Genomic DNA, 20,596 nt, shown 5'->3' on the forward strand with positions numbered 1-20,596 from the left:
CTCAATTTTCTAAAAGTTGATTGACATAAACTAAAGTTTTATACTATAATACACTAAGAGTATAAAATATTTTAATAATTTTTCTTAAGGAACAAACAATGTCAAAAAGTCTCTATGATACTTTAGAAGTATCCCCCAATGCAAGCAGTGAAGAAATCAAAAAGTCCTACCGCAGACTTGCTAGAAAATACCACCCTGATATAAACAAAGAAAAAGAAGCTGAAGAGAAATTCAAAGAAATCAATGCAGCCTATGAAATCCTAAGTGATGAAAAAAAACGCAAACAATACGACCAATTTGGGGATTCAATGTTTGGCGGACAGAACTTTCATGATTTTGCAAGAGGACAAGGAAATGTCAATTTAGATGATATTTTAAGCCAAATTTTCGGTGCTGGTGGAGGATTTTCACAAGGAAGTTTTGGGGAGGCTTTAATGGCTTTGGAAGCTTTGATAGCTTCGGAGGAGGTTTTAAAACCGCTAACCTTGATATTAACGCACAAATTACAATTCCTTTCATTACAGCTGTATTAGGGGGCAAACATAATGTAAGTTTGCAAAATCAAAATTTTGACATTAAAATCCCCGCAGGAATCAAAAATGGAGAAACCATTCGCCTAAGAGGTAAAGGCAAGAGCATGGGCAACCAAAATGGAGATTTATTACTAAAAGTAACAGTTGCCCCACATCCACAATACATTCAAGAAGGAGACAATCTTACTAAGCCCTTTGATTTACCCTTAAAAACAGCCCTCTTTGGCGGAAAGATAGAGATTGAAACACTTTACAAAAACATCACTTTAAAAATCCCCAAAAACACAAAAAACCACCAAAGATTCAGGGTAAAAGAATTAGGGGCTTATAACCGCAAAACTAAAAGTAATGGGGATTTATACCTAGAAGCCAATATTATTTTACCAGATATTGATTCACTGCCTAAAGAATTAGTAAAATCTCTACAAAAATATTTATAAGGAGCTAAAAATGTATAGCTATGACGAACCCGTTTATCTTATCAGCGTTGTTGCAAAAATCCTCTCCATTCACCCACAAACTTTACGCCAATACGAACGCGAAGGCTTAGTAGAACCTGGACGCACAGATGGAAAAATGCGTCTTTACTCCCAAAGGGATATTGACAAAATCAAAACAATTTTACGCCTAACAAGGGATTTAGGGGTTAATCTAGCAGGTGTTGATATCATTTTAAGACTAAAAGACAAGCTAGACGAACAAGACAAAGAATTAGAAGAATTGCGTATAAATTTAGAAAAATTCAAAAGCAACCAAGCCCATAAACATGTTTTAAAGAAAGAAAGCTCTTATGAAGTCATTATTTTTCAAAAATAAGCCTTTCTTTAAAGAAACTTCTTAAACGGCTTTTAATACTCCCTAAAAAATATCATATTTTTTAAATATTAAATTAAACTTATGTTTTTTTATTTAAAAAGCCCAAAGAAATACAATCAAACCTAATCAACTAACAAATTAAAAAATAAAATAGCCATACTCTATACTTTAATCAATATACTTTAATCAATAAATTGTATTGATAATATCTACACACTTAAATATTTAACAATCAATAATAACACAGCAAAGAATATTAACTTAAAATTCACAGAACTTTATTATATTAAAGCCATATTATAATCATATTCTTAAAATCTAGTAATTTAAGCTAAAAAATAATTTTAAACGACCTTTAATATTCTTTTAAGTAGAATGGGCTATTTGTTGTGCATTAAAACACTTACACAAAGGTAAAACACTTACACAAAGGAGACTTTTAATGAAGCCAATAAGTAAAAAACTAGCAAATAGATACTCTATTACAGGGGGGGGGGGGCAAAATAATGCCTCATTCTACTCCTATAGAGACTATCAAGGTTAATGTTAAAGATTATGTTTTAAACTTAGATTTTAAGGGTAATCCTAAACCTTTAGATTCTCAAAGTTTAAATATGAACTTTGATTATAAATATTCTAAACTTTTAAATCCTAAAGTTTTAGATTCTAATCTCAATACAAAAGCTATGAATCCTAAACCTTTAGATTCTCAAAGTTTAATCTCTCAATTATTTAATCCTAAGTTTTTAGATTCTAATTCTAATCTTAAACCTCTATACTCTAGGATTAATGTTAAAACATTAGATTCTAATCCCAAAATAAGAGATATTAATTTTAAATTATTAAATCCTAAATCTCTAAGCCCCTCTTTCCTCTCTTTAATCTGTGCAAGTGTTTTATTAACTATTCCTCATAGTATTAGTGCTAAAGATAATTGGGTAGCAATAGGTAATGATACTTTAGATACAACAACAGATACTAATGCTAATAAAGTAACAAAAGCACTTACTAATAAACAAATTTCTGCTTCACAAACTAAAGAATATAAAAACTTAGAAATTACTAATACTGGGAGTATTACTAATACAAATGCTAACTATGCTATCAATATTCAAAATAATGCTACGATAGAGAGTATTACCAATAAAGGATTAATTAGTGGGAGTGGGAATCATAATATTAGTATTAATACAAGCTCTATCCAATCTTTTGAAAATATTGGAACCATAACTAATACTAATACTGGTAAATTTAATTTTAATATCACTAAAGGAACTATTGATAAGTTTAGCAATAGTGGAATAATAGATTCTAAAGGTTATGGTATTGCTTTACAACCTAATACTACCATTACTAATTTTAACAACACAGGAACTATTCTTGCTAAAGAAACAAGTGGTAGAGATGCGGTATATATTAATAAAACTACCATAGAGACTTTTAGTAATGAGGGATTAATTAAGAGTGAGGGTAACAGAGGAGTAGGGATTAATATTTTCAATGGGAGTAGTATAAGTAATTTTACTAATAGTGGGACGATAGGGCATTTTAGAGCATCAGGATCTACTATTACGAATCTTAATAATAGTAATTTTATGGACAGTTTAAGCGTATTGGATTATTCCAAAGTAAATACTATTATTAATACAGGAAGTATAGGCACAGGCAATCCGGGTCTATTAGTTAAAATCTCTACTATTGACGCCATAATCAACAGAGGAACGATAGAATCCACAAGCGAATCAGAAACTTATGGTGGAGCTATTGTGATGCTTAGTTTCTATAATGCATTTAATAGTATCAAAACTATCCTCAATGAAGGTCTCATTAAAGCCAAGTCTAGTGGTATTGCATATGAAGTGGGGAATAATATAGAAACTATTATCAATAAAGGAACTATACAAGCAGAAAGATATGGTATTTCTATCCATAGTTTTGATGCCTCAGGTTCAGATAATAAAGAATTAGGAAAGATTATCCTAGAACCAGATAGCGTTATAGATGCTAAAGTAAGTGGTATCAACATTAGAGTCGGATTTAATAAAAAAGTCAAAGTCTCTGGTATAGAAGTTAAAAAAGGTGCTATTATCAAAAGTTCAGATGGATCAGCTATTAATGTAGCTCCCAATAACCATATCACAGGGGATATTAATATCGCAGGAAAGATAGAAGCTAAAACAGGTATTTCTAATGCAGGAGAGATTCAAGCAAGTATTACACTCTCTGATGAAGTTAAAGACTTTAGTGTAGAAAATACTGGTAATGGTAATATTACAGGAAGTATTGAAGCTAAAGATAATGTAGCCCTAAGCCTTACTAACTCTGGCAATAGTAGCATAGGAGGCTCTATCACTTCTTCCTCTAATGCTCCCTTAAGCATTACTAACTCTGATAATGCAAAGGTTGCAGGAAATATTGAAGTAAGTGGAGATGCTCCTATCGTTATTAAAAACGAAGGGAATGCTACCTTAGGAGGTGGAGTTAGTGCTAGTGGTAATGCTCCTATTAGTATTACTAATTCTGATAATGCAAAGGTTGCAGGAAATATTGAAGTAAGTGGAGATGCTCCTATCGTTATTAAAAATGAAGGGAATGCTACCTTACAATCAGATATTATTAACTCTGGTTCTGGAAATCTCTCCCTTAGTAATACAGGGAATGCTAGTATAGGGGCTAATATTAAAAATAATGGAAGTGGTAGTTTAAGTATTAGTAATACAGGTAAAGTTAGTGATACTACGAAAATAGAAAGCAATGGAAGTGGTAAAGTAGAAGTTGAAGAATGGTTAGTCTCTACAAATTCTCAAGGAGAGGTTAAACCTTTAGAAATAACAGGAACTAATTTAAGTGTTGTAAGTGTTTCTAATGTTACCTTTGATGCAGGAAATATTACTAATCTCTCTTCTTTAGTTCAAGATCCTAAAAATGTTATTAATATTGATACTTCTCAAGATACTACTATAAGCAATCCTGCAGAGATTAATTCTAAAGTCTTTGCTAAAGCAGAATTTAAAACCAATGATCCTAGTGTTAATGTTAATGTTGATGCTTTAAGTAAAACTCTAAGCTTTTCTGTTGATGCTGCTAAGACTTCAGCAGCAGCATTAGGAAAAACACTCATTAGTAATACCCAAGCTAGAGCAAACTTTGTAAATGCTGTAATGGGTAATGCTATGAATGCGGTGAATTTAATCCATAATCAAGGAAGTGCTAATGTGTATTCTAACTTTAATAAGGCTTATGAGGAAGGAGCTATTTATGCAAACTTTGATAATTTAGGGAGTGATGCTTTACTTAGATCTAGTGAAACTAAAGATAAGAATCATTTAGCCTTTATGCTTCCTTATATCTCTAAGAGTAATACTTCTTTAAATGGAGGATTAACTTCTAAAGGACATACTAAAGGAGTAATCTTTGGTTATAGTTATTTAAATCCTAACAATAAAGATATTTATGGGATTTATGGAGGATATGATGATTTTAGTTCTAAAACTTATCCTTCAGATATTCTAGCTTTAAATAATAGAACCTATTATGCAGGAGTTAGGTATTATCATCCTTTTAATTATAAAGATTATGAACTCTTTTCTAAATTCTCTTCACAATTTGGTTTAATACAAAATGATATTTCTGAAAGGGTAGGACAAACAGAATTTAAAGGAGAACCTAAATCTTATGCTTATGATGCTAATGTTAATATGGGGATAAATATTAAGCTTAATACTAAGCATACTTTAACTCCAGAGATAGGTTTAGGTTATAATGGAGGATATTCTAAAGCTTATACGATGAGTAATGCCATCAATACTATTACAAGACGCAATTATACCCATAAGATGAATTTATTTAAAACTAAAACCTCTCTTTCTTTTTATAGTGATTGGCATAAACATTTTAAGACTTTAGTGTATGCAGGAGTAGATTGGACTATGAATCCTAATGTAGATAATCCTAAAGGGAGATATTCTAATATAGGGTATTATGGAGGAGGAGAGAGTAAATTAGATAATTTAGAATATGCTTTAGGGACTACTTTAGTTATTCCTTTAAATGATGCTTTTTATTTCTCTTTAAATTATGGAATGAATGGGACTAAGAATACCACTATGCATACAGGGTATGGGAAGTTTAATTATATGTGGTAGGGTTTAATCCTTATCCCTACTTAAGAATTCTAACTATGGAATGAATGGGACTAAGAATACCACTATGCATACAGGGTATGGGAAGTTTAATTATATGTGGTAGGGGAAAGGTAGCCATACTCTCTCTATTAAATATTAAAGAGAATATTAAAGAGAAAACAATTTGCGTTAATAACATTTAGAATAATCAAAAAGAGACAAAGATTAAGAGACAATAAAAGCACTAAGCTTTATTGACTCTTTAGTTGCTCTCATACCCCCCACCAAAGATAATACTTATCCCTCCTCCTCCCCAACATACAGCACACAATAAAAATAAAGTAAAAACCCAGCTACTACACTAAATAAAAATGCCTAAAAAGAACAGCCAACACTACACCCCACTAAATAACTAAAACCCCTATCCATTAGAGCTAATACACAGCACACAATAAAAATAAAGTAAAAACCCAGCTACTACACTAAATAAAAATGCCTAAAAAGAACAGCCAACACTACACCCCACTAAATAACTAAAACCCCTATCCATTAGAGCTAATACACAGCACACACTAAAAATAAAGTAAAAACCCAGCTACTACAACACAATAAAGACAATAACTAAAACAATCTCACACGCTACCCCTACTTACTCTATTCCTTAAGAGTTGGTTGGTTTAGTTTGTTAGGTTAGTTTATTTTACTTACTCTTAGTTAGTATTACTTACTTTATCCTTTAAGGGTTTTATTTAGTTTTATTTAGTTTTGGTTATTCTTTGGTTGGTTAGTTTGTTAAGATTTAGGTTTGTTTAGTGTTATTTAGTTTTATTTAGTCTTATTTAGTTTTATTTAGTTTTGGTTATTCTTTGGTTGGTTAGTTTGTTAAGATTTAGGTTTGTTTAGTGTTATTTACTTTTATTTAATCTTACTCACACAACAACAAAAATAAAGATTAAAAACCACACTAAACCAAAGATGAAGATTAACATAACATACCCACACAGCATAGCAAAGATAAAAAATAATAAGGGAGTAAGGATTATTAGTTCTTATAAAGTTTTAGTAGGTTATTTCTTTGAAAGCTTAAGTTTTGTTTGAATTTTCTATTTGAATCTTTTGTTGGTTATTTATTATTCTTTTAAAGTTTATTGTAAGGTTAGGTTTAATAGAGTTTAAACCTTAAAAGGGTTTATCAAGGATAAGGGTTTAACTTCTCTATAAAGTATTACTTGCTTTATTTCTTGAGGATTGGTTTTGGTTGAGTGTTGAGTTATTCTTATTTAGGATTGGTTTGTTAAGATTTAGGTTTGTTTAGTGTTATTTACTTTATCCCTTAAGGGTTTTATTTAGTTTTGGTTATTCTTCGGTTGGTTAGGATTGTTAGGTTTAGTTTGTTTGGTTATTTAGTTGGGTTTAGTTACTCTCACACCCCCCACCACCAAAGATAATACTTATCCCTCCTCCTCCCCAACACACAGCATAACACTAAAAATAAAGATTAAACCTAGCCAACACAAGATAATAATTAAAAAAACCACTTCCAACACTCTACACCCACATAACCCCTACTTACCCTATTCCTTAAGTATTGTTTGTTTTGCTTACCCCACTTACCACCCTTACTCACACCCACTTACTATCACCTATACCCACTTACCCTTACTTAGGATTGTTTGGTTAAAGTAGTATTTCTTAGTAATACTTTAGTATTACTAAAGATTTTTATTTTTTTAATATCTTTGTTTCATTAAGAGATTAACTACTTTATAAAGTATTACTTACTTTATCTCTTAAGAGGTTGTTTAGTTGGGTTTGGTTACTCTCACACCCCCCAAAAAAAATAACGATTACTCACCACACACTACCACTTATGCTCACTTACCCTTATAGTATTGGTTAGGGTTAGGTTGTTTTAATTTAATAGTTTAGTATTACTTACTTTATCGCTTAAGGATTGTTTGGTATTGATTAGCCTTAATATCCTCTTTAAGATTTAGTATAGAGAGTAAGTTTAGTTAAGTTTAAAGTATAAAGAGGGGATTTTAATAAGGTTAAATAGGATTAATGATAAAGAGTAAGAATGATTATAGAGAGTAGTTAAGTTTAAAGTATAAAGAGGGGGGTTGGTTTAAGTATTATTCTTAATTTACTTAATGCCTTTGAGTATTGTTTGATTATTCTTATTTAGGATTGGTTTGTTAGAAGATTCACTCCTTTATAAAGTATTACTTACTTTATCCCCTAAGGGTTTGTTTTTAGGTCAATTATCAATATTAGATTCTCGGTTTTTATCTTAAGGGTTAAATTAGAGGATTATCTAATTCTATTCTTATTTATATCATTTGTAGATTTCTTTTAAAATACTCTAAGGTTTATTTATTAAACAAAAATCTTGAACTTTATCTCTACTAATAAAACTTAACTTTTATCCCTTATATTTCTTTTACTTACTCCCTATACAATAGGGTAACTACTAAAGAGATAGGAAGGCTTAACATATTAAGATAATAATACAACGCTATTAATCTAGAGGATAAAACTTTACTCTAAATTCTAAAAAGATTAATCATTAATAAATCTAAGAGCTATTGATAAAAAGAAAGCTTAAAAAACATAGAGACTTATATAAAAGGTTTAACTTCAAAGATATACTACATAAGATAAAGTCTAAATAAACTCTTTTCAAATACAGACAACAATATAACCGATACAAGCATAAAGAAATAATCATAAAGTAAGGGGGATAAAATATCCTTATACTCTCATCTCCGCACCGTCCTACTTTACCACATCTGAAAGTTGCAGTATCATCAGCGAAGAAGAGCTTAACTTCTAGGTTCGGAATGGAGCTAGGTGGAACCTCTTCTCTATTAGCACGAAGATGACAATATAAGGGGATTTTATATTTTGTTAAAGACTCAATTTACCTCCAATATATTAAACCCTTAAAGAAAGTATTAATTCATCTATGTAATCTCTACATAGATGAAAGTTTGTTTCATTGAAATATCAAATTTTTATTTATACTAAGCTATCAATTATTTATTAAATTTTATTAAAAATTTTTATTCTCTATAGAGTCATTATAAACCTATTAATAAAATACTTTTTTCTTTAATACAATATCTCTCTTTTATTCTTAAGTTTTATAGTTTTAAGTAATAATTATATTTGTATTATCAATACTTGTAGGCTTACTTTTATTCTATAAATAATAATTTATCAAGCACAATAAAGGTTTTATACTTCTTTTTTCTTAAAAGCTTCTATTTGTTATTAAAAATATATTTAGAATTTAAGTAATAATCAATCTAACTTTAAAAAGATTGGAGTGTATTTACACTCATTAAGGCAGTGGCTTTTATCAATTAAGCCAAACGGTCTATTAGTAGTAGTCAGCTAAACATATTACTATGCTTACACCTCTACCCTATCAAGCAAGTAGTCTTCTTGCGACCTTCAGGGAGAGTTCATCTTGGAGTTGGCTTCACGCTTAGATGCTTTCAGCGTTTATCACATCCATACGTAGCTACGCTGCGATGCCCATAGCAGGACAACAGCTACACCAGTGGTATGTCCATCCCGGTCCTCTCGTACTAGGGACAGATCTCCTCAACTCTCCTACGCCCACGGCAGATAGGGACCGAACTGTCTCACGACGTTCTGAACCCAGCTCGCGTACCGCTTTAAATGGCGAACAGCCATACCCTTGGGACCTGCTCCAGCCCCAGGATGCGATGAGCCGACATCGAGGTGCCAAACCTCCCCGTCGATGTGAGCTCTTGGGGAGATCAGCCTGTTATCCCCGGGGTACCTTTTATCCTTTGAGCGATGACCCTTCCACACAGAATCACCGGATCACTATGACCGACTTTCGTCTCTGCTTGACTTGTTTGTCTTACAGTCAGGCTGGCTTATGCCATTACACTCTTCTTGCGATTTCCAACCGCAATGAGCCAACCTTTGCAAGCCTCCGTTACTTTTTAGGAGGCGACCGCCCCAGTCAAACTACCCACCAGGCATTGTCCTACTAGAGGATAACTCTAGCTAGTTAGCAGACAGAAACATTAAGGGTGGTATCTCAACGATGGCTCCATCTCTACCAGAGTAAAGATTTCATAGCCTCCCACCTATGCTGCGCATAATGCTCCCATCGGCAGTGCCAAGCTGTAGTAAAGGTCCACGGGGTCTTTCCGTCTTGCCGCGGGTAGGAGGAATTTTCACCTCCACTACAATTTCACTGAATCACTCTTTGAGACAGCTCCCATCTCGTTACGCCATTCATGCAGGTCGGTATTTAACCGACAAGGAATTTCGCTACCTTAGGACCGTTATAGTTACGGCCGCCGTTTATTCGGGCTTCAATTCAAAGCTTTGCATTGCTGCTAACTAATCCTCTTAACCTTCGAACACCGGGCAGGCGTCACACCTTATACTTCCTCTTACGAGTTTGCAAAGTGCTGTGTTTTTGGTAAACAGTCGGGAGGGACTCTTTGCTGAGACCACATTGCTGTGGCACACCTTATCGCGAACTTACGGTGCTAGTTTGCAGAGTTCCTTAAAGAGAGTTCTTTCACGCGCCTTAGAATACTCATCTCATCTACCTGTGTCGGTTTACGGTACGGGCAATATTAGCTAAACTTAGAGGCTTTTCTTGGCACGACGATCTTAATGATTCTCCTATCCATCCGAAGACTTCAAAGAGCCTGTTGGGTTTGGGAAAAGGAAGCGGATTTGCCAATCTTCTTACTTGCACCCTTCGACCAAGACTTCTATCACTTGGCTCATCTTGACCCTATGCGTCCCCCCATCGCACACTAATATTGGTATTGGAATATTAACCAATTTTCCATCGACTACCCCTTTCGGACTTGTCTTAGGACCCGACTAACCCTACGATGACGAGCATAGCGTAGGAAACCTTAGATTTTCGGCGAAGTGGATTCTCACCACTTTTATCGCTACTCATTCCTGCATACTCACTTGCATACGCTCCACCACTCCTTACCGGTATGGCTTCGACGCTGTATGCAACGCTCTTCTACCACTGTGCATCAGCACAATCTACAACTTCGGTGTCTATCTTAGCCCCGTTATATTTTCTGCGCAAAATCACTAGACCAGTGAGCTGTTACGCTATCTTTAAAGGATGGCTGCTTCTAAGCCAACCTCCTGGTTGTCTGAGTAACTTCACATCATTTTCCACTTAGAATAGAACTTGGGGACCTTAGTTGGTAGTCTGGGTTGTTCCCCTTTTGACGATTGATTTTATCACCCACCGCCTGACTCCCAAGATACGGTAATAGGTATTCGTAGTTTGACAGGGGTTGGTACCGCGGTGAGCAGCCCTAGCCCAATCAGAGCTCTACCCCCTATTACTATCACTTGAGGCTATACCTAAATATATTTCGAAGAGAACCAGCTATCACTGAGTTTGATTGGCCTTTCACCCCTATCCACAGCTCATCCCAACCCGTTTCAATGGGTACGAGTTCAGTCCTCCGGTGGGTGTTACCCCACTTTCAACTTGGCCATGGATAGATCACTCAGCTTCGGGTCTGCAGCATCTGACTAAACGCCCTATTCAGACTCGCTTTCGCTATGGCTTCACATTGGTTTAACCTTGCCAGATACCACAACTCGCAGGATCATTATGCAAAAGGCAGTCCATCACCCTTGTAGGCTCACTTGAAACTTTAAGCTAAATTCATCTTGTGGTGACTTTTTAGGGAGTTTTGTAAAATGCTTGTGTGATAGCCCTAAGGCTAATCTCCGCGCATTTTACTGCACAACCCTAAAAATTCACGCACAATCTTAGAATTTCTGTTGCTCTTGTATTTCTAGGTTTGGAATTCCTAGGTTTTAATCTATCTTTATGATGGTTTAAATCTTTAGGATTCCAACTTTCATTTATCTTGCATTCATCTTGGCATTATCGCAAAGAAAATTTTTAGGAAGTGTTCTAAAAAACAAGTGAGACTAGCCCTAATGGCTGTCGCAATGAGTTTTTTAAAATTCTAGAAATTTTCAAAGCGAGAATGTCAAGCAGGTTACTACGCTTAAAGGCTCAAATGAGCCTACAATAGGGCTCTGAATGATTGTAGGCAAATGGTTTCAGGTTCTATTTCACTCCGCTCACTGCGGTTCTTTTCACCTTTCCCTCACGGTACTGGTTCGCTATCGGTGTAGTAGTAGTATTTAGGGTTGGAGAGTGGTCTCCCCTGCTTCAGCCCGGATTTCACGTGTCCTGACCTACTCTGGATACTGCTACCTAAAAATACATTTTCATATACGGGACTATCACCCTCTATGGCTATCCTTTCCAGAATGTTCTATTAATGTATTTTAGTGGATATTGCAGTCCTCAACCCCCAATGCAAGCATTGGGTTTGCCCTTTTCCCCTTTCGCTCGCCGCTACTAAGAGAATCTCGTTTGATTTCTTTTCCTCTAGTTACTGAGATGTTTCACTTCACTAGGTTCGCCTGTGAGCAACAAAGAATAGAAAAGATTTTATTATTCTTAATCTAGAAAATTACTAAGATTAAGATATTGTATAAAAGTATTTATAATCTTTAAAGACTGACTATAAAGATTAAAGTCTCTTAACAAAGTTTTAAAAATTAGAAAGATTTCTTATACTTTCTTTCTACTCTTTGTTACTCACATAGCTAGTATTGCTACTAGCTGGGTTGCCCCATTGGGAAATCTATGGATCAAAGCTTCTTGACAGCTCCCCATAGCTTATCGCAGTCTAGTGCGTCCTTCATCGCCTCTACTACCCAAGGCATCCACCATTTGCCCTTTATAAGCTTAACTGAGTTTTTAATGATTATTCTTAACGCCACTGCCTTAATGAATGTAAATCCATTAAGACAATCTTTAGTTTTATGCGTGATTGTAGTTATTACTTAATATAGGCTTTAACAATAAGTTGTCAAAGAACATCATTTTTTAAAGACAAAGTTTGAAAATACAAAGATGGTGTTTTAAAAAATGGAAGTGAAATTATACAATAGGAAGCTTAATAGAAGATGAAAGGGAAGGAGCTACCAAAATGAAATTTTCATTTTGGTAAGTTTTATTTTGCCTTATATCCTTTAAGAGCAAAAAATAAAATATAAATGTAGCATAATACAGGGATTAGGTAGGAGATTAATAAACCAAAATAATCAGCCATTAGTCCTTGAACTGGAGGAATAAGAGCTCCTCCTACTATAGCCATACAAATTATCCCCGAAGCTTGACTTGTGAATTTACCTAAATTTTTAGTCGCCAAAGAAAAGATCGTTGGAAACATTATGGAGTTAAATAATCCTATGGCAAGTAAAGCAACCATCATAATTTTCCCTGCAATATTTTCCCTATCTTCAAAATCAATGCTTAACCCAAAAGCAATAGCTATTATGATTAAAACAATGCTCATTATGGCATTAAAGGCTAAACATTTATTAGGTGCAATTTGTGTCATTATAAAACTTCCTACAAACCTCCCCACCATAGCAGCACCCCAATAATAAGCTATGTATGTAGCCCCTACTTTTTCTTCGATTCCCATTACATCTTTCATTATTAAAATTAAAAACGATCCTATACTAACTTCTGCTCCAACATAGAAAAATATAGCCCCAGCCGCCAAAACAAGATGCGAATACTCAAATATGCTAGTTTTTCCATCGCGATTCTCATCACTAACTTTTTTAGCCCTCTTCCTTACATCAGGAAGCTTTAAAAGATAAACAACAACCGCTAAAAGTATCAAAACACCTGCTATCCCTAAATAAGGAACTTGCACAGATTGTGCCTCCTCAATCTTAGTTGCATATTTAGTAACATCTGCAAGTATGAATATAGAGCCAAATAATGGTCCTAGAGTCGTCCCTAAAGAATTAAAGGCTTGCACCAAAGTTAAGGCTGTTGCTTCCTTGCCTGGTGCTAATAAGGTTACAAAAGGATTACCCGCAGCTTGCAATAAAACAATTCCACTTGCTAAAATAAATAAAGCACCTAAAAATATGGGATAAGAAGCTGTAGAAGCAGCTGGATAAAACAAAATGCAACCCAAAGCTGCAAGCAAGAATCCTAAAATAACACCAAGAGGATAACCAATCTTTTCCAAAAGTTTTCCAAAAACCCCACCCACTATAAAGTAAGCACCAAAGAAGCAAAATTGTATTAAAGCAGCTTCAAAATAAGTAAGGTCAAAAATAACCTTTAAATGAGGAATTAAAATATCATTTAAAACCGTAATAAACCCTACAACAAAGAACAAGGTAGCAAGCGTTGCTAAAGCAAAAGCATTTGATTTAGTTTGCATATTTTTTCCTTTTAATTTGAATTAAATTGTCTATAAATTTGTATTAAATGCTTCGTAGAGCTATCATGTTCTTGTATTTTTCCTCCTTTTAATTCAGATAAAATAGTCTTAGCCAACTCTTTTCCAAGCTCCACTCCCCATTGATCAAAACTATTAATATCCCAAATTATGCCCTGAACAAAAATCTTATGCTCATATAAAGCCACCAAAGAACCTATACTTCGCGGACAAATTTCATCTAACAAGAGAATATTACTAGGTCTATTACCTGAAAAAACTCTATGAGGAGCAAGTCTTTGAATTTCATCCTCACTAAAACCCTCATTAAACATTTCTGCTTGAGCTTCCTTAAGGGTTTTTCCACACATAAAAGCCTCCGCTTGAGCAAAAACATTGCTAAGCAAAATTTCGTGGTGTTCTGGCAAACTGCCCCTTTTACTCAAAGATGCGATTAAGTCAATAGGGCTTAAATGCGTCCCTTGGTGCAAAAGCTGAAAAAAAGCATGTTGTGCATTAATGCCTGTATCGCCCCAAATAATAGGTCCTGTATCATAATCAACCCTTTTACCATCTTTTCTAACCTGTTTGCCATTACTTTCCATATCAAGCTGTTGTATAAATTTAGGCAAATACCTTAATACAGAATCATAAGGTGCAATAATATGGCTACCCGCACCAAAAAAATTAATATACCAAATCCCCACCAAAGCCATAATAACTGGCATATTTTTTTCAAAAGGTGCATTACAAAAATGCTTATCCATTAAATATGCCCCTTCAAGCAAAGATAAAAAGTTTTCTTTACCCAAATAAATCATAATAGGCAAACCAATCGCTGACCAAAGACTATAACGACCTCCAACCCAATTCCAAAATTCAAACATATTTTCTAAATCTATGCCAAACTCTCTAACTGCTTCTTTATTCGTTGAAACAGCAACAAAATGTTTAGCTATATATTTCTCATTTAAAGCATAGTCTAAAAACCATTTTCTAGCCGTAAAAGCATTCGTCAAAGTTTCTTGAGTAGAAAAGGTTTTAGAAGCTACTATAAATAAAGTAGTCTCGGGATGAATTTTTTGCAAAACTCCTTGTAATTCAATCCCATCTACATTAGAGACAAAATGCATATTAAGCCTTGGATACCCAAAGTTTTTCAAAGCCTTACACACCATTAATGCCCCAAGATCTGAACCACCTATGCCTATATTGACAACATCTGTGATAATCTGCTTAGTATAGCCTAGCCAAGAACCCGCCCTTAAAGAATCAGAGAATTTTTGCATTTTTTGCAAAACTTCCCTCACATTAGGCATAACATCTATGCCATCAACTTTAACAGAGGAATTAGCCCTATTCCTTAAAGCCGTGTGTAAAACCGCCCTATTTTCTGTCGTATTGATTTTTTCACCCTCAAACATAGCGGTAATTTTTGCTTTTAAATCACATTCTCTAGCTAAATCAAATAAAAGATTCAAAGTATCATTAGTAATACGATTCTTAGAATAATCAAGTTTTAAATCCCCAATTTGCAAAAAGTATTCAATCCCTCTAACACCATTTTCTTTAAACAAGTCTCTCATATGCACATCTTTCATAGCCATAAAATGACGATGTAATGCTTTATAAGATTCTAAATGCGTTAAAGATTTCACTACCAGCCTTTCTATGTCTCCATATTATAATCTCTTAAATGATTTTCCAAAGCGACTGCAATCCCACTAATACCCGGATATTTTGCCAAAACAACATAAACAGGAATCGCAGCTAAATAAGCATTAAATCTCCCTTTATCCTCAAAACGCATTCTAAAAGGTGAAGTTTTAAAATACTCAATAAATCGGGGTATAATGCCCCCACAAAGATAGACCCCACCTCTAGCCCCTAAAGTTAAAGCCACATTTGAAGAAACCGTGCCTAACATTGCACAAAATATATCCAAAGTCAAACGGCATAGGGGACATTTGCCGCTTAAAGCTTGCTCACTAATAAGTTCAGGACTCATTTGCCCATCCTTAACCCCCTCTATATCCGCTAAAGCCTCATAGATTAAAACAAGCCCAGAGCCACTTAAAAAGCGTTCAATAGAGACATGTCCATATTTTTTCCTTGCATACTGCCAAACCATTAATTCTGTATCATCAAAAGGAGCAAAACTAACATGCCCTCCCTCTCCTGCTAAAGCCATATATTCGCCCTTACGGCAAGGCATAAGTGCACTTACCCCAAGCCCTGTGCCAGGACCCAAAACCGCTTTGGGTGCATACAATGCACAAGAAGTTCCGCCCACTTGCAAAAACTCTGAATGGGACATTTTGGTAATAGCATAAGCTTGTGCGGTAAAGTCATTAATAAGTATTAATACCTCTAAATTTAAAGCCTGTCTAGTAGTCTCTATGGAAAACGCCCAATGATGATTAGTCATTTGCACCCAATCTCCTACAACAGGATTAGCAATAGCAAAAGCACCAAATTTAATAATAGGATTACCAATTTTACTTAAATAAGCCTTCACCGCATCAACAATCGTATTATAATCATTGCAAGCAAGAACTTCTATATTTTGAATTTGCTCATTCTCTGTTTCTAGGGCAAATCTAGCATTCGTGCCTCCAATATCGGCTAAAAGCCTTGGGTAAGTTTTATTTTGAGAAATAGACATCGCACATTACCTCTCTTGAGTGAAGTATATAAGAAATAGGGATTTGGGGGTTTAAGCCTTTAATCGCTTTATTAAAGACTAAAAACTTTTCTTGTGTAGCGATACACAAAAATAATTTCTTACATTTCTTTAATGCAGATAAAGACATAGAAAGCCTTTTATAAGGTGCATTTTTAGGGTTTATTAAAACGATATTATAAGGACTCTCCAAAGCCATTTGAAATTCATCCGCTTCAGGAAAAAGAGAGGCTGTATGCCCATCAAGTCCCATTCCAAGAATAGCAATATCAGGCTGTTGGTAAGAAGCATTAGCGTTTTTAACTAATTCTTCTAAAGTAAGATGAGGGTTTTCAAAAAATGGCGTAAAATGAGAATCCTTAGCATGGTTTTGTAAAAGATGAGTCCTAATCAAACCAGCATTACTATCTTCATTATTTAAATCTACAATCCTTTCATCCACTAAAGAAATATTGCACTTTTTCCAATCGCAATTTTCTTTGCTTAACATTTCTAAAAATGCAATAGGGGATTTTCCTCCTGAAAAGGCTAAACTAACCTTATCTTTATCCAATAAAGATTTATTTATAAGCCCAACAATATCCCTAACTAAAGCCCTATTACATTCTTTTGTAGATGCAAACTCATATAACTGAAACATCAATCTTTATTCCCTCAATCCCTAATTAGGAAAAAATAAAACCTAACGCAACTATACCCATAAAATAAGTTAAGAAAAAACCATTCCATTTAAAAATCCCCTAAATATATTCCAACTTTACCCATTAAAAATTGTGCCATTCATACCCATCTTTTTTAATAAGCTCAAAAGATTCTTTAGGACCCAAACTTCCTGCAGGATAAAAGTATAAAGGAGTTTTATGCTCCCGCCAATTCTCCAAAATAGGATCTACCCAAGCCCAAGCTACTTCAAGCTCTTCTTTATGATTAAAAGATGCTTGATTACCCTCAATGGCATCTAAAATCAATCTTTCATAGGGTTGCATAATAAAAGTATTATTGAGATTTAAAATCAAATCTCTCTCTTCACATTTCATTGTTTTTCCATTCTTTTTGACACTCAAATTCAAAGAAATTTGATTATCAGGTTGCAAATGAATAATAAGTTTATTAGAATGAGGCTTTAAACTTTCTTTATTTTTAAAGTGAATAACAATTTGTGCAAAAGAATCCGCCATTCTTTTTCCCGTCCTAATATAAAAGGGAACTCCCCTCCAATTATCATCCAAAATCTCTGCCTTTATAGCGACAAAAGTTTCAGTTTGACTATCTTCTTTAATATTATCTTCTGCCAAATACGCCTTAAAATTACCCGATTTTATATACTGTGCTCTAATAACATCTTTTGCTATATTCTCATCACCTAAAGGCTTTAGAGCTTTTAAAAGCTCAAATTTTGCCTTTCTTATAGATTCCGCATCAAGATTAGGAGGGATTTTCATAGCCACCAAAGAGAGGATTTGCAAGATATGATTTTGCACCATATCCCGCAACGCACCCGTATTATCATAAAATTCTCCTCTACTTTCAACACCCAAAGTTTCAAAAACACTAATTTCCACATAATCAATATGTTTTCTATTCCACAAAGAAGCAAAAATAGGATTAAAAGCTCGTAGAATTAAAAGATTTTGAATACTCTCTTTTCCCAAATAATGATCGATTCTATAAATCTGCTTCTCATCATAGTATTTAGCAATTTCATTATTAATAGCTTGACAGGAGTGCAAATCCATACCTAAAGGCTTCTCAAGAATAATCTTTACATTGTCTCTATTAAGCCCAACTAAGGCTAAATTTTTACAAGCTTGCATAAAAAATTCTGGGGAAATAGAAAAATAAATAACAATATTTTGACTTTTATCGCCAATCCTTTCTTTTAAAGCAATAAAGTCTTTTTCATTATTTAAATTGATACTTAAATAACAAATGCTATGAGTAAATTCTTCCCATTTTTTATCAACGCAGTTTTTAATATGTATTTTAGATTTGCTACTTAACTCCTCTATAAATTGCTCCGTGTTAAATGCACTTCTACTTGTAGCAATGATTCTTCCAATAGAGGACAAAAAACCATCAATATGGGCTTGATAAAGCGATGGAAAAATCTTTCTCATCGCTAAATCCCCAGTAGCTCCAAATAAAATAAAATCAAAACCTTGCATAACCTTCCTTAACAATATCAATATAGATTCTCACAAAACTTTAATACTAAAATTAACATATTTTAAAGCTATTATTTTAGAATTTTTACCTAAAATTAACATAATTACTAATAAATTAATAAAATTAAATTCCGCCCCCCTTTAAGGAAAAAGATGATAAATAAGCAATTAGAACAAATCACAAAAAACATTATAGAGCGAAGCAAACCCACAAGAGAGGCTTACTTAGAACGCATTACAAACCATAAAGGAAAAATCCAAAGAAAAGACTTAGGCTGTGCGAACTTAGCTCACGCCTATGCTAGCATACCCAATTATATGAAAGAAAAAATCAAAGAAAATAAAGAATCCAATTTTGCCATCATTTCCGCTTATAATGATATGCTCTCCGCACACCAACCCTTTAAAAACTACCCCGATATACTCAAACAAGAGCTCTTTAAGAATCGTGCCTTTGGTCAATTAGCAGGTGGCACCCCAGCAATGTGTGATGGCATTACGCAAGGTTATGAGGGTATGGAGCTTAGTCTATTCTCACGCGATGTAATCGCAATGAGTGTAGCCATAGCACTCTCACACAATGTCTTTGATGGAGCTTTTTATCTTGGGGTATGTGATAAGATTGTCCCGGGGCTTTTAATAGGTGCTTTAAGTTTTGGGTATTTACCTAGTATTTTTATCCCATCAGGTCCAATGACAAGTGGAATCTCAAATGATGAAAAATCCAAAATGCGACAACTTTTTGCCGCTGGCGAGATTTCACGTGATAAACTGCTTGAAAGCGAAATGAAATCCTACCACGATGTAGGCACTTGCACCTTTTATGGCACCGCAAATTCTAACCAAATGCTAATGGAGTTTATGGGGTTGCATTTACCAAATTCTGCTTTTATTAATCCAAACACCCCCTTAAGAGAAGCTTTAGTTAAACAAGCCGCAGCCCATATGGCGCAAAACCAAGTCAAGCCAATAGGAGAACTACTTAGTGAAAAAAACATTATTAATGCCATTATTGGGCTAATGGCAACAGGGGGTTCAACAAACCACACCATACACCTAGTAGCCATAGCCAGAGCAGCAGGGATTATTATCAATTGGGATGATTTTGATGCACTCTCAAGTATCACTCCACTTCTAGCAAGGGTATATCCTAATGGCAAAGCCGATGTCAATCAATTCCAAGCCGCAGGAGGATTAGCCTTTATCATTAATGAGCTTTTAGAAAATGGGCTTTTATATGAGGATATAGAGACGATTATGGGGAGAGGAATGCGGGATTATACCAAAGAGCCATTCCTAATTAATGGCAAACTACATTACCAAGAGGGGACAAAAACAAGCCAAGAGGAGAGCATATTAAGAAGCATAAAAAATCCCTTTTCTCAAGATGGAGGAGTGAAAATCTTGCGTGGAAACATAGGCAGAGCAGTGATAAAAACCTCCGCCATTAAAGAAGAGCACCAAATAATCCAAGCTCCTGCTATAGTCTTTCACTCTCAACAAGAATTTTTGCAAAGATTCCAAAACAAAGAATTACAAAAAGACTTCATCGCCGTTTTACCCTATCAAGGAGCAAGGGCAAATGGTATGCCAGAGCTTCATAAGCTTACACCTTCTTTAGGAGTCTTACAAGATCAAGGCTTCAAAGTAGCCCTTATCACAGATGGGAGAATGTCCGGAGCTTCAGGCAAGGTCCCAGCAGCTATCCATATAAGCCCAGAAGCTTTGCTTAATGGAAATATAGCGAAAATCCAAGATGGCGATATGCTAATCCTTGATGCCAAAAATGGCAGATTAGAGGCTCTAATAGACGAACAAGAATGGAAAAACCGCAAACCAAGCAAATTTGACAAAAAAGAAACTTTTGGTTATGGTAGAGAACTTTTCGCAGGTTTTAGAGAACAAAGCTCAAGTGCAGAAACAGGTGCTATGAGTTTTGGCGGATATTTTAAATAAGGACAAT

8 protein-coding genes, 2 rRNA genes and 1 pseudogene are annotated in these 20,596 nt (G+C 34.5%); 4 read left to right on the forward strand and 7 right to left on the reverse strand.

Annotated elements, in window-relative coordinates; all coding sequences use genetic code 11:
- The first annotated feature begins 98 nt into the window (after positions 1 to 98).
- From CDV25_RS03650 to CDV25_RS03660, 3 genes and pseudogenes are all read left to right on the forward strand, one after another.
- A pseudogene (locus tag CDV25_RS03650) lies at positions 99 to 973 on the forward strand (DnaJ C-terminal domain-containing protein).
- Positions 974 to 983: 10 nt separating this feature from the next.
- Positions 984 to 1,349 carry a heat shock protein transcriptional repressor HspR gene (locus CDV25_RS03655; protein ID WP_034552841.1) on the forward strand — a complete coding sequence of 122 codons (366 nt, stop codon included), beginning with the start codon at positions 984 to 986 and terminating at the stop codon, positions 1,347 to 1,349.
- Positions 1,350 to 1,855: 506 nt separating this feature from the next.
- Complete coding sequence (locus tag CDV25_RS03660) at positions 1,856 to 5,494, forward strand: autotransporter outer membrane beta-barrel domain-containing protein (protein ID WP_108910817.1); 3,639 nt, start codon at positions 1,856 to 1,858, stop codon at positions 5,492 to 5,494.
- Positions 5,495 to 8,238: 2,744 nt separating this feature from the next.
- Here CDV25_RS03660 and rrf read toward each other — a convergent pair.
- The 7 genes from rrf to zwf all read right to left on the reverse strand — a co-directional run bounded on the left by rrf (position 8,239) and on the right by zwf (position 18,633).
- Positions 8,239 to 8,354: ribosomal RNA gene (gene rrf / locus CDV25_RS03670) — 5S ribosomal RNA — on the reverse strand.
- Positions 8,355 to 8,837: 483 nt separating this feature from the next.
- A 23S ribosomal RNA gene (locus CDV25_RS03675) occupies positions 8,838 to 12,290 on the reverse strand.
- Between the two features lie 262 nt (positions 12,291 to 12,552).
- Positions 12,553 to 13,788, reverse strand: a complete 1,236-nt coding sequence (locus tag CDV25_RS03680; RefSeq protein ID WP_108910819.1) for a sugar MFS transporter — start codon at positions 13,786 to 13,788, stop codon at positions 12,553 to 12,555.
- Between the two features lie 11 nt (positions 13,789 to 13,799).
- Positions 13,800 to 15,392, reverse strand: coding sequence for a glucose-6-phosphate isomerase (pgi, locus tag CDV25_RS03685; protein ID WP_239056434.1), 1,593 nt, complete (start codon positions 15,390 to 15,392; stop codon positions 13,800 to 13,802).
- Between the two features lie 62 nt (positions 15,393 to 15,454).
- Positions 15,455 to 16,444, reverse strand: a complete 990-nt coding sequence (locus tag CDV25_RS03690) for a glucokinase (RefSeq protein WP_204161875.1) — start codon at positions 16,442 to 16,444, stop codon at positions 15,455 to 15,457.
- Positions 16,431 to 17,108, reverse strand: coding sequence for a 6-phosphogluconolactonase (pgl, locus tag CDV25_RS03695; protein WP_239056417.1), 678 nt, complete (start codon positions 17,106 to 17,108; stop codon positions 16,431 to 16,433). The genes CDV25_RS03690 and pgl overlap by 14 nt, the downstream gene beginning before the upstream one ends.
- Before the next feature lie 124 nt (positions 17,109 to 17,232).
- Complete coding sequence (gene zwf, locus CDV25_RS03700; RefSeq protein WP_108910823.1) at positions 17,233 to 18,633, reverse strand: glucose-6-phosphate dehydrogenase; 1,401 nt, start codon at positions 18,631 to 18,633, stop codon at positions 17,233 to 17,235.
- 153 nt (positions 18,634 to 18,786) lie between these two features.
- Between zwf and edd the strand changes: the two genes are divergently transcribed.
- Positions 18,787 to 20,589, forward strand: a complete 1,803-nt coding sequence (gene edd, locus CDV25_RS03705) for a phosphogluconate dehydratase (protein ID WP_108910824.1) — start codon at positions 18,787 to 18,789, stop codon at positions 20,587 to 20,589.
- Positions 20,590 to 20,596: the final 7 nt, after the last annotated feature.

The organism is Helicobacter apodemus, from assembly GCF_003097575.1.
Taxonomy (GTDB): domain Bacteria; phylum Campylobacterota; class Campylobacteria; order Campylobacterales; family Helicobacteraceae; genus Helicobacter_D; species Helicobacter_D apodemus.

Bases quoted from the DNA above. Each gene is read 5' to 3' on its own strand.
- CDV25_RS03655 (WP_034552841.1), top strand. From the start codon at position 984: ATGTATAGCTATGACGAACCCGTTTATCTTATCAGCGTTGTTGCAAAA.
- CDV25_RS03660 (WP_108910817.1), top strand. From the start codon at position 1,856: ATGCCTCATTCTACTCCTATAGAGACTATCAAGGTTAATGTTAAAGAT.
- CDV25_RS03680 (WP_108910819.1), bottom strand. From the start codon at position 13,788: ATGCAAACTAAATCAAATGCTTTTGCTTTAGCAACGCTTGCTACCTTG.
- pgi (WP_239056434.1), bottom strand. From the start codon at position 15,392: ATGGCTATGAAAGATGTGCATATGAGAGACTTGTTTAAAGAAAATGGT.
- pgl (WP_239056417.1), bottom strand. From the start codon at position 17,108: ATGTTTCAGTTATATGAGTTTGCATCTACAAAAGAATGTAATAGGGCT.
- zwf (WP_108910823.1), bottom strand. From the start codon at position 18,633: ATGCAAGGTTTTGATTTTATTTTATTTGGAGCTACTGGGGATTTAGCG.
- edd (WP_108910824.1), top strand. From the start codon at position 18,787: ATGATAAATAAGCAATTAGAACAAATCACAAAAAACATTATAGAGCGA.